The 16,961-nt window shown below is 47.3% G+C and carries 11 protein-coding genes; 3 read left to right on the top strand and 8 right to left on the bottom strand.

Translation table 11 applies throughout. From position 1 onward, the window contains the following. Positions 1–14 precede the first annotated feature (14 nt). The 3 genes from AC1DOV_RS18735 to AC1DOV_RS18725 form a co-directional block, all read right to left on the bottom strand. Positions 15–2,966: an extracellular solute-binding protein gene (locus AC1DOV_RS18735; protein ID WP_477550720.1), complete on the bottom strand. Its 2,952-nt coding sequence runs from the start codon at positions 2,964–2,966 to the stop codon at positions 15–17. Between the two features lie 68 nt (positions 2,967–3,034). Further along, positions 3,035–4,441 carry an ABC transporter substrate-binding protein gene (locus AC1DOV_RS18730; RefSeq protein WP_076270042.1) on the bottom strand — a complete coding sequence of 469 codons (1,407 nt, stop codon included), beginning with the start codon at positions 4,439–4,441 and terminating at the stop codon, positions 3,035–3,037. 407 nt (positions 4,442–4,848) lie between these two features. Then, positions 4,849–5,991, bottom strand: coding sequence for a GntR family transcriptional regulator (locus AC1DOV_RS18725; RefSeq protein WP_430061718.1), 1,143 nt, complete (start codon positions 5,989–5,991; stop codon positions 4,849–4,851). A 135-nt stretch (positions 5,992–6,126) separates the two neighbouring features. Between AC1DOV_RS18725 and AC1DOV_RS18720 the strand changes: the two genes are divergently transcribed. After that, the gene (locus AC1DOV_RS18720; protein WP_477550719.1) at positions 6,127–8,724 is read left to right on the top strand and encodes a transglutaminase-like domain-containing protein; all 2,598 of its coding nucleotides are present in this window, start codon (positions 6,127–6,129) and stop codon (positions 8,722–8,724) included. Here the strand turns inward: AC1DOV_RS18720 and AC1DOV_RS18715 are convergent. From AC1DOV_RS18715 to AC1DOV_RS18705, 3 genes are all read right to left on the bottom strand, one after another. Further along, complete coding sequence (locus tag AC1DOV_RS18715; protein ID WP_076270045.1) at positions 8,699–8,923, bottom strand: hypothetical protein; 225 nt, start codon at positions 8,921–8,923, stop codon at positions 8,699–8,701. The two genes, AC1DOV_RS18720 and AC1DOV_RS18715, sit on opposite strands and share 26 nt — an antisense overlap. Before the next feature lie 136 nt (positions 8,924–9,059). Next, a complete protein-coding gene (locus AC1DOV_RS18710) occupies positions 9,060–9,380 on the bottom strand; it encodes a hypothetical protein (RefSeq protein ID WP_076270046.1) in 321 nt (106 codons plus the stop codon). Positions 9,381–9,462: 82 nt separating this feature from the next. Next, the gene (locus AC1DOV_RS18705) at positions 9,463–10,032 is read right to left on the bottom strand and encodes a xanthine phosphoribosyltransferase (RefSeq protein ID WP_076270047.1); all 570 of its coding nucleotides are present in this window, start codon (positions 10,030–10,032) and stop codon (positions 9,463–9,465) included. Positions 10,033–10,298: 266 nt separating this feature from the next. Here AC1DOV_RS18705 and AC1DOV_RS18700 point away from each other — a divergent pair, with 266 nt between their 5' ends. Continuing rightward, positions 10,299–11,012, top strand: a complete 714-nt coding sequence (locus tag AC1DOV_RS18700) for a hypothetical protein (protein WP_477550718.1) — start codon at positions 10,299–10,301, stop codon at positions 11,010–11,012. Positions 11,013–11,225: 213 nt separating this feature from the next. After that, positions 11,226–12,266 carry a YkvI family membrane protein gene (locus tag AC1DOV_RS18695; RefSeq protein ID WP_076270049.1) on the top strand — a complete coding sequence of 347 codons (1,041 nt, stop codon included), beginning with the start codon at positions 11,226–11,228 and terminating at the stop codon, positions 12,264–12,266. Positions 12,267–12,290: 24 nt separating this feature from the next. On the opposite strand, the gene AC1DOV_RS18690 is transcribed toward AC1DOV_RS18695, so the two are convergent. Next, entirely contained in the window at positions 12,291–15,611 is a 3,321-nt protein-coding gene (locus tag AC1DOV_RS18690; RefSeq protein WP_477550717.1) for an AAA family ATPase, read from the bottom strand. 55 nt (positions 15,612–15,666) lie between these two features. After that, positions 15,667–16,953, bottom strand: a complete 1,287-nt coding sequence (locus tag AC1DOV_RS18685; RefSeq protein WP_477550716.1) for a metallophosphoesterase family protein — start codon at positions 16,951–16,953, stop codon at positions 15,667–15,669. Positions 16,954–16,961 lie beyond the last annotated feature (8 nt).

Genomic DNA, 16,961 nt, shown 5'->3' with positions numbered 1-16,961 from the left:
TAAGCCCCTCGTTTCTAATAAGGAAGATTAAATTCCTTGCGCTTTAATGTAATTTCCTCATTCATCGCCCTTACATATTTGTCCATCGTTTCACGCGGATCTTCTCCTTGAACGACAACACGGCGGAATGCATTATCGATATTTCTGCCTGTCAAATATCCACCCGGAACCTCTGGTATGCCCTTAACCCATTTCATTTGCTCCTGCAGCATTTGAAAATCCTTCGTTGGCCAAGGAAGTGAAGCTAACGCTTCCATATTTGCCGTTGGGTATCTAGCAGCAGCACCCATTCGAATTTCCATTTGTCTACCAAAAGCAACCTGCGTATCTTTGCCTGTCCACCATTTCAAGAAGGTCCACGCCTCTTCTTTGTTTTTCGCTTGCTTGAACATAATCGATGCCGAGCCTCCGCTGCCTACCTCTCGGTGGAAGGAACCATCGGCAGCAGCAACGCCTGGAACAGGCGCAAATGACCACAGCCCTTTGATCTCAGGCGCAAAAACAGTCAGCTTGTTATACATCGTATAATCGACGATACCGATTGGCATTTCGCCTGTTCGGAAGCGGTTTGCGAAATCAGCTGCGATAGGAATTTTATAATTGACATAAAAATCGGTCCACTTCTTGAACTCCGAAATCGATGTCTCTGAATCCAAATCACTCGATTTACCACCGTCCTTATAAAACTGGCCGCCTTGCTGAAGCAGAAACATCGCAAATGCAGGATTGGGCGGAAGCGTCATAATATTCGTCGTTGCAAGCTCATTGCCAATGGAATCAAGCGGTTTTTGCGGTAAACCAAACTGCAAGTTATGCTTCTGGAGCGTAGGCAGCATATCATAGACATCCTGCCACGTTTCCGGCACTTTCAAATGCAGCTCATCCTCCAATATATCTTTTCGGAAAAACATCATTGGAAACGTTTGCTGCTCAGGCAATGCGTAATAGCTTCCTTTATATTCATAAGGCACCATGGCGCTTGCTAGAAACTGCTGCTGAACTTCGGGATAATCTGGAAACGCAGATAAATCCTGAAGAGCGCTGCGGCTCGCGTAATTCATCGGCAAGTCGTTGCCAACCTGCAAAGCAACATCCGGCCCTTTCCCCGAGACGGTTGACGGTAGAAGCACATCCGCGCTTACGAGTTTTAAATTCACATGTATGCCCGTCGTACTCGTAAAACGATCATCTATCAATCGTTTAATGACTTGTGCTTGGTCACGAGCCGATGTTACCCATACTGTAACGCTTTGCTTCGTCTCTTCTTCATCCGAGAAATCATCGTAGTTTTCACTAAAGGATGCTGCGAACGATTTGATCCCAGTTAACATCTTTGCCCATCTGGTTGCTTCGGGCTTCGGCAGCTTTGCTTCTGGCGAGCTAACGATCAAATAATCCAAAGCAAGCGGCTGTTCATTGATCGTAAGCATCCATGAGCCAAGCGCGCCAACATTCGTCTTAAATGCTTCGATCCGTGATGGCACGGATTCCGGGCGGCCCGCCATGTCCTTAAGCTGATACGCTAATCTATTAATAATCGCTGTACGGTCATTTCCACTCTCAGATGGTCCTTCCATACTGCTCGCAATGCTATAAAGCTGCTCGCTTTGTTTCTCAAACACTTCAATCATTTCAGGGATGCGCTGTTCCAGATTGTAATCACGAAAGGTATCCGGAACGGTACCTGTATAGCTGATGATTTGGCGATACATGGCATTTAGCTCAAGAATGCTCGTTTCCACCGATCGCAGAATTGGCGCCAGCTCGCCCAAAGTCACTTCCATCCGTAACCGATGCTTGCCTTTAGTGAGATGGAATAAATAAGGCTCATCTTTGCTCGTTCCCAAAACATTCATTTGCCAAGAATGGTTATATGGAAACTGAACCTCTTTCAGCTCCTTAAAGGGCAGCTTCCCATCTATATAAATGGAGCGCAGCGCAGACATGCCATTCAAATAGTTTTGACGGTTTTTCAAAGCGATTTGATAGAGCCCTTCTTGCTCTACTTCAATTTCCCATTCCATCCATTGTCCCGGCATTCTCCATGCCCATCCACCCATTGCATTATTGCGAAGCTTTGATACATGGTAAGGTTCGACCGCGGGAGAAGAACGATCATTATAAGGCAGCAAGCTTGGCGTAGACTTATATAAAGCTTGCTCTGCTTGAAGCTTGATCGAAACGTCTGCAGCCTGCTTTAGCCCATCTTCTTTATACTTGCTGACAACCTCTGCATATGTAGGAGCAATTTCCGGTGCAGACAGCTTCAACCAATCGATGACGAGCGGCTCTTTAACCGAAGTCAGCGTCAGTGTATGCTGGCCTCTCGAGAAATAAAATAAAAAAGGCTCTTCATAAAAGCCCGTGTTATCTTTAATTAAGCTTTCCTGCCACATATGCTCTTCGATTTGGTTAGGCAGCAGATCATTTCCCCTTGCATCGCGATCGAAGCTTTGCTTCTCGTTTTTCCATATTCGATTGAAGGTTATGCTTCTAGCTTCATTAAATGGCGATTGCCCATCCACTAACAGCTCCCGTTCAATATCTGAATCCTTGCCCGGCTCGCTATAAAAATGTATACCGAGATTGTATAGCCCTTCTTGCTTAACCTCGAATGCCCAGGAAATCGCACCTGAATCTTCCGTGAGAACCGCTTGCCCCTCATTGCCCGCTCTATTCTCAACGATAGAAACTTCCATTCCCTTAACTTCGCTGTAGCTCTCCCCTTCGATTACAATCGTATCGTTAGCCGCCAGTTGAATAGGATCATATTTAGACAAGTATTCGTCATAACCACCCTTTTCATATGGCGCATCTAAAGCCGTCGAATGGGTATTCCGATTGCTTGCCGATGTTCCTTCAGCAGTAACCGTGCCATTTAGTGCGGACTCCTGAAAAAACAAGGAGACACAAACAGCTAGTGACAGAAGCAATAACGAAATGACTTTAACGCTTGGTCGCCGCATCGTTTCCCCCTCCTCCCTAGCAGGCTCTCTATTAAAATAGGAGCCTGCCGAGAGTTTTTGGCAAAATTTTATTTGTTGTCTTGAAGCAATTTGTTCATGTTCGCTTCAAACTGCGGTTTGATTTTGTCAACTGCAGTGGACGGCGATACTTTGCCTTCTGTAATTTCTTTGACGACACCTTCAAAGAGCTTCTCGCCATCTGGAATGCCATAGTAGGAGATATACTCAATGTTGTCGGCCATCTGTTTCCGAGTATCGAGCGACTCCTTACTTGGGTAAGAAGTTTCCCATGACTCATTGGCTAGCTTTCTGCCCTCTTCATGAAGACTAATCTCATCAAGAATTTTCACAGCAACCTCAGCATTTTTCGAATATTTAGCTACCATGAACATATTGCCAAACGGTGTGTAGGAAACATAGCGATCAGCCTTAGGGCCTTTCGGGAAGAAAACATAACCAAGTTGTTGATCCTTCATACTATCGACAAACGTGCCAAGCTCCCAGCTGAATCCTGCATAGATAACGCCTTTGCCAGCGATGAATTCTTTCGCTGCATCCTCAGGAACCGGCTGCATGATCGATTTATCTGTGTTGTAGAGATCAGAAATGAACTGCAAGGACTCAATCGCATTTTCACTATTCATAGCGAATTTGTATTCTCCACTTGCATCCTTGTCCAGAGCCCCGTTGTTCGTGTAGACCATTTGCTCTGCAAATGCTTTAACTTTACCGTAAGCCCCGGTTACGCCAAATACATCTGTTTTTCCATCGCCGTCTGTATCCTTCGTTGCTGTTTTTGCAAATTCACGGAATTTATCCCATGTCCATTCGCCTTTTTGTTGAAGCTCGTATGGATCCTCTAGGCCAAGCTTCTGAACGAGCGTTTTGTTATAAAACATGCCGTACGGAGAAGGAGCTGAATCCGTCATCCCGTATTGCTTGCCGTCATAACTTCCTCCAACCTTCATCCAGCTAATATATTTCGGATCATTCAAATCCAAAAATTCATCAACTGGCTGAATGAACTGTTTGTTCACAAGTTGTGGAAACGCCCAGAAAAGCTCGATCCGAACGATATCCGCAAATGGTGTGCCTGAGAGAGAGGTCGTCGTAAAATTTTCAATATACTTTCCATAGTCGCCGAACTTTACAAATTCAATTTTGCCGTTATATTTTTTCTCCGCATCTTCAATCAATTTGATTTGTGCTTCTTCTGCGGGACCTTTTTCTTCTACTAATCTTGGATCTGCTCCGTCGTACCAAACGCCGATTTTAATCGTCTGCCCTTTTAAATCGTATTTGTTCTCTTCCGGCGCCACAGTCGCTTCTGTTGTTGGTTCAGCATTTGTCGGAGAAACTGCATTCGTTTCTTTCCCTTGATTGCTGTTAGCACCATTTTTTCCGGAGCATCCTACAATTGAAACCATGAGTATTAATGCAATGACTGCAAACGAGCGTAATTTTAGCTTTTTCATTTAAAATCCCCCATCATTCATATTGGATTGAAATTTTAAAAAGACATGATTACGAAACGCTTTAACCAAGCTCTAGACAGAAATACCGAACAGCCCTCCTTAACGGCATAATAAAACCAGTTATAAAGCGCTTACATTCTTCGCAAGCAAAAATAACCGATATATCCATTGTTGTACAATCGGTTCGTTCTCAAGGTGTATCACTTTAATTACAAACCGATTTGGCTATGTAATTAGATATACCTTTTAGCCTGCTTACAAAAGTTATTATAATCGCAATACTATTTTTTGTAAACAATGAATATACTTAATATAGTAAAATACATTATTGATTATACCAAATAAAAAAGCTGGCCATTATGGCCAGCTTTTTACACTAAAATGAATGACGCAGAACAATAGATTGCCTATACCGATTTGACCGAGGCTTGATCATCTACCGTCTGCATGCCAATGGACTCTCTTTCTACCACACGAACGGGAACCTGTAATTTTTGCGGTGAAAAATCAGCTCGTTCAATTCGATTAACGATTAATTCAGCCGCTTTACGGCCTATTTCGTTATAATCTTGGGCTACGGTCGTAAGCGGAACCTCTACATGCTGCGCAATGATATGATCGTCGAAGCCGGCAATTGAAAGCTGTCCTGGAACTTGCAATCCCATTTCAATCGCGTTTTTAAGAAGATCGACGGCAAGGTGATCATGCTCAACTTGAATCGCTGTTACTCCAGCCTGAATCAGCGAAGCAATCATTGATTTATAGAAGGTTTTGCTATTTGTTTCATCTACTTGTCTATAGAAATCCGAAACGATTAAGTCAGGATCAATCGGAATTTTGTAATCCTTCAGCGCATTGCAGTAGCCTTGATACCGGTCGCGCACCGAACTGCGAAATTCGATGCTGATGCTGGAAACAAAAGCAATTCGCTCATGGCCAAACTCAAGGAGCTGCTTCGCGATCTCATAACCGCCTTCAAAGTTATTTGAAGTAACGCTCGTAATCGGAATGCCTTCAAAGTACTGATCAATCGTCACAATCGGGTAGTCGTTCCAATAAATAGCATTGATTAAATCGATATTGCTAATGGTGCTGATGGGATACAATATGATGCCGCTTGAACCGTTTTTAGGAATTCGAACGAGCAGCTCCTTCTCTTTGTCCCTGCTCCAATTGCTGTTATGAATGCTTAAATAATAACCTTTATCGTCCAAATAGTCCGATGCTCCGGTTATATAGTCCGATTCATGTGTCGCCATATAAGGAAGAATCATTGAAATAATCCGATTGGCATTTGAGGTGCCTGTATCGGATTCGATATAAATCTCTTGTTTTTTGACGAAGCTCCCGCTTCCGCGCTTCCTGTATATTAGGCCTTCCCGTTCCAGCTCGATTAATGCGCGCTTCGATGTAATGCGGCTAACCCCTGACTTCTCCGCCAATTCCACTTCTGTTGGAAGTTGTTGATCAGGCAAATATTCTCCCGATTTTATCTTTTCCTTGAGATCCTCAAGAATGACCATATACAAAGGTTTGTTATCGGACTGCATGCTCATTCACTTCCAGTCTATCCGTAATGCATTTCTTTTATTGATTATACCAAATCAATTCTTTATAATGCAAATTAAATATACCAACTTCATTCGAGTATACCTGCAGTATTTAGGAGAGGGATGATCATAATTATGAATTCAGACTGGACAACACAGGTTCTAGAAAAATTCGCCTACAAAAGGAGCCTAGCCAGCTTGCGTGAAGAGCAGCTATTCAGCGTTTTTCAGCAGCCCTTAAGCGCGGATGAGCAGTTTGCGCTGCAATTTTTATATGCCTACATGCCTCTTAATGACTTAGCTGATTATAATGGTGAACTTTTTCTTAGCCATGTACGGGCTTCCCTTGCTATTCGGAATAAAGTGCCATGGGGCAGCACGGTGTCCGATCATTTATTTTACCACTTTGTTCTCCCATATCGGGTTAATAACGAGAACATCGAAGATATTCGAAGCTTGCTGTTTAATGAATTGTTCGAGCGCGTTCGAGGACTGTCCATGGAAGATGCCATTTTGGAGACTAACTACTGGTGCCATGAAAAAGCTACCTACATAGGAAACGACCAGCGCACCGTATCTCCTTTAACCATTATCCGTACCACTCTCGGACGCTGCGGAGAGCAGTCCACACTTGCAGTTGCTGCACTCCGTAGCATCGGAATTCCTGCAAGGCAGTGCTATACACCACGCTGGGCCCATTGTGATTCCAATCATGCTTGGGTTGAAGCTTGGGCTGACGGTCGTTGGCATTTTCTCGGTGCTTGCGAGCCAGAAGCAAGGCTAGACCAAGGCTGGTTTAGCGCCCCTGCCCAAAGAGCTATGCTCGTTAATACGAGAGTTCCCTCCAACTATGCAGGCCCCGAGGAAATTACGCTGCAGCATCCTTGGTATACCGAAATTAATTTACTAGATAACTATGCCGTAAACAAGACCATTACGATCAAAGTACTTAATCAAGCTGGTTCCCCATCTAGTGCTAAGGTACACTTCCAGCTGTATAATTACGCCGAGTTTTCTACTATTGTGACAAAGACGACAGATCAAGCCGGGCAAGTTACCCTTACAACTGGACTTGGCAGCTTATATATACATGCTGTTGGCGAAGAAGGCTGGGGCTCTATACTTATCCATACGGGAGACGCGAACGAATTTACAATGGTTATGAGCAAAGAGGAAGTTCGAGGCGGCATTTCGGATATTGAGATGATCCCCCCGCCATCTGTGGACAGCAAGCTGACTTCAGCCGCCACTGAGCAGGAGAAACAGAAAAATAGTGAGCGAATTCAAGAGGGTTCCCAAATTCGTGCTGCATATGAAGCAACATTTGTTAGCTTGGAGCAGTCTTCTCAGCTAGCTGATCAGCTCTCCCTAAATGGAGATCGGGTATGGAATGTCCTTCAAAAAGCTAGAGGCAACAGCCATGAGATTTATGCTTTTTTACAAAATCAATCGCCTTTATATGGAGAATGGCCGCTTTTGCTGCTGGAATCACTTCATGAAAAGGATTTGACAGATACGTTTCAGATCACGTTAGATGATCATCTACTTGGTTCTTTGCCGCTGATTGAAAGTCAGGATACCGATTTAGATAAATCTTTTACCAGCAAGTATCTTCTTTGTCCGCGTATTCATTATGAGATGATTGCACCCTACAAGCATCGTTTCCAAGAGCATTACTCTGAGGCTGAAAAGGAGCTGTATCGCGGTCAACCTGAGGCCATGTACGAGCGGCTTGCCGGTGAATTTGATATTATCGAAGGCATGAATCATTATAACGGCTCTGCCACGCCGCTAGGCAGCTTTGAATTACAAAAAGGCGATCGGCTTTGCTTCTACATTCTTCTAATCGCGACAGCAAGAAGCTTAGGAATACCAGCTCGCCTTGAACCAACTGATTTAAGGCCGCAATACTTTATGCTAAGCCATTGGACTGACTTTTGTTCGGAGGGCACCTCAGCGCCAGCACTAGGTTTTGTTCATTTCATCAAAGACATAGCAGCAGATGTAGAAGAAGCCGCCTATTTCAATAACTTCACGATTGCGCGCTTTACGAAGGGCATGTATCACACACAGATGCTCCCCTTTGGCAAAAAGGACGTATTCGACGCGCCAATCGAATTGGTATGCGGACAATATCGGTTAATAACCGGAACAAGACTTCCAAATGGTACTGTAAAGGTCCGGCTTGCTTATTTCGACATTTCTCCTTCAGCTACAACAAAATTGACATTGAGCTTCCGCAGCAAGGATATGGAAATTCCAATTCTAGCCTCACTCTCCGCTGATGCCATGGATAAGGCGTTATTCTATCCACAGATTATCATGAAGGCAGCCGTTCAGCCTCGCGGCGCAGTCATCGCTTGGATCGAGCCAGACCGTGAGCCTTCAAAACATCTACTGAGAGAGCTTCGAGAGCTGGCTCCTGCATTTGAGGCATGGAATGGCCAAGTCATATTGACAGCGGGTGAAGATAAGCTGACCGCATCCTTCTCATTAGAACAAGATGCTGCCTTGCCCCGAAACGCTTCTTTCCACCTTGACCAGTCATACACTGGCCTTAACCTCTTTCATCCCTTGATCGTGCCGAAGAGGATGGAACAGTTTCCCATCCTGTTTGTTTTGGATAATGTAGGACGAATCCGTTACATGTCAGAGGGATACAAGCTCGGAACCGGCAAAGAAGCGCTTGATGCCATTCATGCGATTGCTAATTCTCATCAGGAAAAAGATTAAGCCGATCCTCGGATGCTGGTGTGTAGCTATATGTACGGCTTAGCTTCACTACTCGGCGATTTGGTCTGCGAATAACGACAGAGGACTCGTCCCATGCTACAACGATACCTTTAACGTCATTTGCTTCGATTGCATCTCTTACAACTCTTATCGTCTCACCGCTTACGCGATATTGATCCAATTGCTCTTCACTTATCATTGCAATTCCTCCTGCTTCTATTCTAACCCGTATGATTATTGAAAAACCTCAATGGATGCTTACGCATCACATTGAGGTTTACTTCAAAATATAAAATAATAATAAGGTTTAACTTATACTTATATCATTCTTTACGTTAACCTGCATGCTCTTTCGCGTCGTTCGTTTCATACCACTCATCCAGCACGCGTGATGACATCACCCGTTTGCCGATATATTCGCCTTGACGGTCAGTGAATTGCTCCCGCCATTCAATAGACAATTCATCGCAAAGCTTCACGATAGTGAGCAGCTCTGACCACGCGACATAACGTTTGTACCAGAAAAATTGCGGATGCTCAATCATATAAGGATATAAATCATCAAATTCCGTATGTTTACAATCTAGTGCACGCTCAAAGTGGACTTTAGCATCGCTTAGCTTTGTATACATAAACTCTGCAGACATTTCCCCCATAGTATGTGCCTCCCCTCGATCACTTCTGTACCATTATAAGCGATAATGCCGGATGCGAAAAGAACATTTGTACTGGAACTTATTACTCAAATTTAATTTCACCGTTATCAAGCGATGAAATGCGAACGAGCGGCTCCACACGAATTCCTTGTTCCCGTAATGTTCTTCCTCCAGCTTGAAATGACTTCTCGACAACGACGCCAAGCCCAACTAAAGCTGCTCCCGAGCGCTGAATAATTTTTATCAATCCACGCGCTGCATCGCCGTTGGCAATAATGTCATCAATAAAGAGTACCCGATCTTCAGCCGTTAGAAACTGTTTGGACACCATAATATCAGTCACCATTCCCTTTGTAAAGGAAGGAACACGTTCCACATAAGCATCCGGATCAGCAATTAATGTCTTCTTGCGGCGAGCGAAAACGAGCGGTACGCCTAGAGTATATGCGGTTGCAAAGGCAGCCGGTATTCCCGACGACTCCACCGTTATCACCTTCGTAATTTGCTCCTCCGCGAAGCGCCTTGCAAACTCTTGTCCCATTTCCATTGTCAATGCTGGGTCGACCTGGTGGTTGATCAAAGCATCCATCCGCAGTACATTGCTAGACAATACGGATGATTCTGCTAAAATACGTTGTTTTAAACTTTCCATCTTTCATTACCTCCACCAAAATCCTTTTTGATACCGTACCATAGGTCAGGCAAAAAGTGCAACCCTATTGAAGGGATCGTTTTTAATCCCAAAAAAATCTAGCGAATTCGAGCGAGAAATTTCATATCTACAGTAAAATAGAGAAACTTTTACCACATTTTACACGTCTAATTTAATAACATAACTTTTGAACGAATTTAGCAGCACATTTATAAATATGGTTCATTATACCGATGATATTTCCTATAGGGAAAGGAGTGAAAACCTTGAAAACCAATCGATTATTTACGAAAAAAGCGGCTATGGTCGCGGCAACTTCAACGCTTGCTTTATTGCTTGCCAGCTGCCAGAGCGCATCGACAACCACGCCTGATACTTACACGGATGACACAGCTCCTCTTCTGACCAAGCAGACGAGCAAGCCTAACAGCCCTCAGAACTCTTACTCTGAGCTAACGGAAAATGAGATTCAAATGGACGAGCCTCATATGAACAAGGTGGATACGAGCAGCAATACAAACGCTGAAACCTCAGCAGTCAGCAAGTCAGAGAATCCCAAAGCGCAGGTAAAAACCGAAAGTGAGGATGCATTGTGGCAAGCAGACGCGCCTCTTCTCCATGGCGTAGCAATTGGCGATACCCATGCTTCTGTTGTCAAGCAGTTTGGCAATCCTCAAGACAGCTACAAGCTTGAGGAAGAGACGGATCCTGTTACCGTGCTTGAATATGACGGATTTGCAGTTGGAATCAATGCTAAGAAAAAAACACAATTTATAGAGCTTTTTGAAAAAAACATTCAAGCTGGCCTAAGCGGCCTGCAAATTGGCGACAATCCGGAAGCTGTACTGCTTGCACTCGGCAAGCCTGAGAAGCAAACCGCATATTTGCTCACTTACAAAGCAAACAAAGCGCTGCTAAAGCTGGATCTTGACCCCGAGCATAACGAAATCATTTCCATTAAGCTTCTCGCTATCAGCTAGACAGAATTTAGCATGCGTAACTAATGTAAAGAGCAAACCAAGGCTGCCATTGAAGGAAATACACCACAGCACTACCGCCGCTACTAGAATTAAGGCCCTCTCTGCTTCTAAATATCCCGTAGAAAATCGTAATATTTTGAAAAAAGTCATGCCTGTCCCCGTTTGGACATACCTTCTAATTATAGAGGGTTTTCGAACGGAGGACGGTAGACGATGTGGAAACGTACTGGGAAAGTATTGCAAATCGCTTCAACTTACATGGGGACAATCGTGGGGGCCGGTTTTGCCACCGGCCAAGAAATACTTCAGTTTTTTACCCGCTTCGGTTACTGGGGTACGGTCACGATTGTTATATCTACCATTTTGTTCATTTGGCTAGGCACCAAGATGATGCTCATTGCAAGTGAAATTAGAGCAAAGTCGTACGAAGACTTAAATAAAGCATTGTTCGGCGACAAATATGGACGACTTATCAGCCACTTTATGTTAGTCGTACTCCTTGGCGTAACCGCTGTTATGCTCGCAGGTGCCGGCACCATCTTTTATGAGCATTGGAATATTTCTTATCAATCAGGTCTGCTTATTACGATTGCCGCTTGTTATTTTTTGCTGCGCAAAGGAATGAATGCTATTCTGACGGTCAATGCGATCGTCGTCCCTGTTATGCTGCTGTTCACTGTACTCATCATAATCAATACATTTCAAACGCCAGGCGCAGACAAGTTCATTACTTTATCAAGCGACCATTCCATCTGGGCCGCTTGGGCTTCACCTTTTTTATATACCGCCTTTAACCTCTCAATGTCACAAGCTGTGCTTGTACCGCTGGGAGCAGAAATTCGTGACCGCAAAGTCATTATTGCTGGCTCATGGGTCGGAGGAATCGGAATTGGGTTCATGCTGCTGGCTGGTCACATCGCACTTTCCGTTCATATGCCAGGCATTCAACAATTCGCAATACCGATGGGCGGGATTGCTAGGCAGCTAGGGCCTAGCGTACAGTTTATTTACGTTTTCATTATTTTCGCTGAAATCTTCACGACACTCATTGCAGACATTTACGGCCTCACCCTTCAGCTTCATGAGCGTTTGAAATGGGCTCGGAGCTTGATTGTACTTCTTATCCTCGCGATTTGTTATGTAGCCAGCCAAATCGGATTTGGTCCGCTGCTATCAACTCTTTATCCGTTATTCGGCTTGGTCAGCTTGGGCTGGCTCATCTTAATTATCCGCAAACGTGTTATTACTCATTAGAGAGCAGCTGGCTGCTATAAATCATCATATTTGTACGAGTAACGCACCCTCGCAATGCTCAAGCATTGCGTCTCGAACATGCTCATGACACGTCATAACTATAATTTGCCTTTCACTCGATAAGGATGCGAGCAGCTTGGTTACTGCATGCAGCCTGCCTTTGTCGAAATTAACAAACACATCATCCAGCATAAGAGGAAGCTTCGCTCCACTTGTTGCTTCCTCCGCCAAAGCAAGGCGCATCGCCAAATAAACCTGCTCCGCTGTTCCTCTGCTTAACATTCCGCTGTCGATGAGACGGTGCTCCGCTGTTTCCAGCCTGATTCCCGGTTCGCCTGGCGTTGTAAGTACCCGAATATATTTGCCACCTGTCAGCTCCATCATAAAGCGCGACGCATTGCGAAGCACGACAGGCTGACGCTCTTCTTCATAAACACGTTTAGTTCGGCTAATTAATGCTGCACTAATAGAAAGAACCGCATACCGCTCTGCATCCTTCTCGATCTGGGCAACCGTCATCGCTTTATCAGAAAGCAGCTTTTGATGCTCCTCTTCCTGCAGAAGATGGTCTAGCGACTGCCGCACTCTCCCCCGCTTTTCAAGCTGCTCCTGCTTTTGCCGCTCCAGCTCTTTCAGCTCCGTCTGCGACTCCAAATGCAGCTGCTGCAGCTGCTCTTCATCATAGCTGCCAAACAAATGCTCGAGCTCGGAAATTCTCTCCGCTGACATGCCAGCCGTTATTTCCAACGCAAGCTTCGACAACTCAAGCTCAAGCGCCGTCCATATCCTATGATGTGAAATGGCCAGCTCATATTGGGCTTCACTTGATAGACCAGCCGCTTCCACTGCAATCAACACTTGGCTCTCTAGCTCAAGCTGCCGGGATTCAGCAGCCTGCTGCGCCATGCGCAGCTCATCGCGGCGCGCAATAATAGCGCGTGCTTCTTGTTTGGCTGCAGCATGGCGGCGAATTTCGGCATGCAGCAGGCGCAGCGCGAGGGCTGGGTCAGCAGCAGCCGCTGCGGCAGCTTCCTTGAAATGCCCGCACAGTTCAGCTGCTTGCGCAGCGAAAGCAGCCAGCTGTTTGCCTGCGGCGGCTTGTTTCGCCGACAGCCGGTCATAATGCTGCAGCCGCTGCAAAGCTTGCTCGGCAAGCTCGAATGCTTCGAGCGCAGCGGCCGGCGACATTCCCGCCGGCAGTGAGCGAGCTGCAAGCCAGTCAGCCCACTGATGGGCGATGGCTTGCCTTGCTTGTGCAGCAGCGGCGGCAGCCTCGCTGCGTCCTGCAGCGTGCGCGCGCAGCCGCTCTAGGCGGCGGGCGAGCTCGCTGCTATGGTCGATGAGGCGCTCGCTGCGCTGCAGCGCCTCGAGACGGGCTTCGACTGCGGCGCGCAGCTGTGTGCGCGCCTGTTCCGCAGCGAGCAGATGCTCTGGCGAGCTGTAATGTTTTGCCGCAAGCAGGGCAGCCGCTGCCTCTTGCGGATTATGTACAATCATCTCTAAAGCTTGATGCACTCGTTTTTCTCGTTCATTAAGTTCCGTGCCAGTAAGCGCAGCTGCTCCGCCGCGCCCTCGCGAACGTCCGCGTCCACGCAGCTGATCGCTGCTCTCGCCTGCAGCAGCAGCCCCAGCGCCACGACTCCGCAGCAGCGCCACAACAACAAACGCAAGCGCCGTTCCCGCCAGCGCCAGCGCAGCAATACCTGCACCGCGCCCTGCTCCGCCAAGCGCGGCAGCTCCAAGCGCCAGCGCGGCTCCGCCCGCTCCTGCCGCCGCAGCCCACCAAGGGCCGGCTCCGCCTCGGCCCGAAGCTGCCGCGCCGCGGCCAGCCGACTCGCTATCACTTGCGGCTGCAGCGGCTCCGGCAGAGCGCGCCCGCTCGAGCTCCCACTCGCGCAGCGCGCTATCGAGGGCGTTCCACGCCCCTTTCAGCGCATCTCGCGTGCGCGGCAGCACCTCAAATCCGGTGCTGCCCTCCTGCTCGCTGCGCTCCTTCTCCCGTGCGGCGGCTGACCTTGCCTCCTCCAAAGCGATAGACGCTTCCTGCTCCTGCTGCTTAAGCGTCTCAAGCTCAGCCGCGAGTCGCTCCTCTCCTCGCGCGTGCTCCAGCTCCTGCTGCCTGGCGCTGCGCACAAAGTCACGATCGGCTATCGTAACGTGAAGCTCCCTCAGCTGACGCTCTGTCCATTCCGGCGCGATGCTGGTAACGAGCCTTGCAATCATCTCATCATGCTCGCGTAGCTCTGATTCCAGCTCTATGCTGTCCTGCTTCAGCTGACGCATACTCTCAGCTGCCTGAAGCAGTGCTTCCGTCTCATCTCCAATACGGAGAAGCTGCTCATCATAACTTATCGCTTCAAGCTGCAGCTCCATCAGCAGCGCTTTCTGCCTTTGCTTCTCAGCTTCTTCGCGCAGCTCAGCTCTTTGCCTTTTCAGCTCGTCCCATTCCTTCTCCGCATGCGGCGAGAGCTCTGCAGCGTAAGCGACTTGCTCGCGCTCCATCATCAGCTGCTGCTTGCGAATCCACAATGGCCTAGTCGTGCAAGCTTTATGAAACAGCATTTGCCTTGCTTCTTTTGCTGGCAGCTCCAATTCCAGCTGTTGCAAGGATGCATCCAGCTGGCCCGTCTGCTGCGTCAACTGGTTGTAGGAGACAATGGCATCTGCGCGCTTCCGAAGCTGAACATCTATTTGCTCAAGCGTTTTCAAATGTTGATTAATTTGTTGATTAGCTCCGCGAGGCTTAAAGAGGAGGTCCATCTCCTGTGCTAAACGCTTCTCAGCTGCTGCTATCGATTTTCCGTTGTCCCACCCTGCTTGATACAAATATTGTCCAAGCTCTTCTCCCGACAACGCTCCGACTTCTTGCAGTTCAGTCAGCGTAATAGCGAATAACTGTCGATACAATTTTTCGCTAATGCCTCCTAGAAACTGCCGTTCCCATTCCGTTTGTGTGAGCGCTACTTCTTCGAGAGATTTATCTGCTGCAGCAATGACGCTAATGAATGGATCATTTAACAATTCGTCATTGCCAGCTGCATGGCTTAAAGCGCGCAGCTTAAGCTTGCCTAATCCGTCAGCCGCATATCGCTCAACCACGTATGCTTCATCTTCTGCACTTTGAAAAAACATCCGACCGCCATGCTTGCCGCCATTCACCGGTTCTTGCCGCTCATTCGACTGTCCGCGTTTGGCAAAACCAAAAAGCATCGATCGGATAAAGCCGAACATCGTGCTTTTTCCCGCTTCATTTGGACCATATACGATAATGACCGCCGCATCGAGCGGTATTTGCTTCCTATATAGCTGTCCGAAACCGTCAATTTCAGCCTTCAAAAGCTTCATGCTACTTGTCATCTCCTATAGGCTTATGCAGAAACAAGCTGCACTCGCCCTATCATCATCCGCCACGTTCATGATCATGAAGCAAACCAAGCGTCAGCTCGCGGGCTTGCTCTAGCCAGCGCTCGGGAGGCTCGTCCCATTGGTTAAACATAAGTCTGCCAAGCTTCGCATGCCCTGCTGCCGGGCTCACAGCATTTTTGGCAAAATCCTGCCATAACTTCTCATCCTCCGTTAATGCTGCGCTAAATCGAACGAGCTCTCCGGTAAAGCTGTCTTCCACCGCCAGCTCCTCCCAGTTGATCGCAGCCCCTGTATTCACCTCTAGTCCATGCACGAAGATCCATGGTTCAGCTGACGATATCGCCCTGCCCTCCTGCAATTGCTCAAGCAGCGTTCGAACAATCGCTGGCTCCGAGAGCTTCTGATGCAGCAGCCCGCGACCTGTCAAACAAAGTCGAAGCATAACCGAGCGGCCTTCCGCTTCAGCTAATATTCTGTCAATTAGACCTTCCAATTGCTGCAAAAGCTCCTGTTCTGTACTCAGCTCAGAGATGGAACAGTCATACTCGTGCCACCTGACTTCATCCAGCGGCATAAAGGTCAGCTCTACCGCTCTAGCAGCGGTTACCTCCACCAAGTAACAGCCCCTTGCTCCTACTTCACGCGGATTTCTTCCTTGTGTGTTGCCTGCGTATACGACATGAGGGTATTCATGCAGCACCCTTCGTTTATGGATATGGCCTAACGCCCAATAATCGAAGCCCTTGCCCCCGATAAGCTCGCTCAGCGAGCATGGCGCATACGGGTCATGCGTTCCATCGCCATCAACATTTCCGTGCAGCAGCGCGATATGAAAGGGCGCTTCCTGCTGTATTTGATAAGCCGCAGCTATATTTTCCGAGACGACGCGTTTTCCGTATGACCTGCCGTAAACAAATGCAGCCAGCTCACCGTTAGTACGGTAAGCCGGCCGATATTCCATTTGATCCGCTCCAAATATATGCACGTTTGCCGGCAGTTCTAAGTCTGCTCGCTCGCCATTTAACGGGTCGTGATTTCCATGGATCACATATACGGATATTCCATGCTCCTGCAGCTTTTTCCACTCTCGTACGAGCATAAGCTGTGCTCTGAGCGAACGGTCTGCTTCATCGAACAAATCGCCAGCCAGCACGATAAAATCCACCTGCTCGCGAATGGCGGTCTGCGTTAGCTGACGCAGCGCTGCAAAGGTGGACTCGCTGAGCACCTCTCGCACCTGATCTGGAGCCTTCGCAAGCCCTCGGAAAGGGCTGTCTAAATGCAAATCTGCTGCATGGATAAATCGAAAAGGTACCGACATTTTATAAC

This window comes from Paenibacillus sp. 01T47 (genome assembly GCF_056398245.1).
Note: the sequence above shows the minus strand (reverse complement) of the source record. Positions and strands in the feature narration are given on the sequence as shown.

What these genes read in the sequence shown, in the direction of transcription:
- AC1DOV_RS18735 (WP_477550720.1), bottom strand. Translation starts at nt 2,966, where the DNA reads ATGCGGCGACCAAGCGTTAAAGTCATTTCGTTATTGCTTCTGTCACTA.
- AC1DOV_RS18730 (WP_076270042.1), bottom strand. Translation starts at nt 4,441, where the DNA reads ATGAAAAAGCTAAAATTACGCTCGTTTGCAGTCATTGCATTAATACTC.
- AC1DOV_RS18725 (WP_430061718.1), bottom strand. Translation starts at nt 5,991, where the DNA reads ATGCAGTCCGATAACAAACCTTTGTATATGGTCATTCTTGAGGATCTC.
- AC1DOV_RS18720 (WP_477550719.1), top strand. Translation starts at nt 6,127, where the DNA reads ATGAATTCAGACTGGACAACACAGGTTCTAGAAAAATTCGCCTACAAA.
- AC1DOV_RS18715 (WP_076270045.1), bottom strand. Translation starts at nt 8,923, where the DNA reads ATGATAAGTGAAGAGCAATTGGATCAATATCGCGTAAGCGGTGAGACG.
- AC1DOV_RS18710 (WP_076270046.1), bottom strand. Translation starts at nt 9,380, where the DNA reads ATGGGGGAAATGTCTGCAGAGTTTATGTATACAAAGCTAAGCGATGCT.
- AC1DOV_RS18705 (WP_076270047.1), bottom strand. Translation starts at nt 10,032, where the DNA reads ATGGAAAGTTTAAAACAACGTATTTTAGCAGAATCATCCGTATTGTCT.
- AC1DOV_RS18695 (WP_076270049.1), top strand. Translation starts at nt 11,226, where the DNA reads ATGTGGAAACGTACTGGGAAAGTATTGCAAATCGCTTCAACTTACATG.
- AC1DOV_RS18690 (WP_477550717.1), bottom strand. Translation starts at nt 15,611, where the DNA reads ATGAAGCTTTTGAAGGCTGAAATTGACGGTTTCGGACAGCTATATAGG.
- AC1DOV_RS18685 (WP_477550716.1), bottom strand. Translation starts at nt 16,953, where the DNA reads ATGTCGGTACCTTTTCGATTTATCCATGCAGCAGATTTGCATTTAGAC.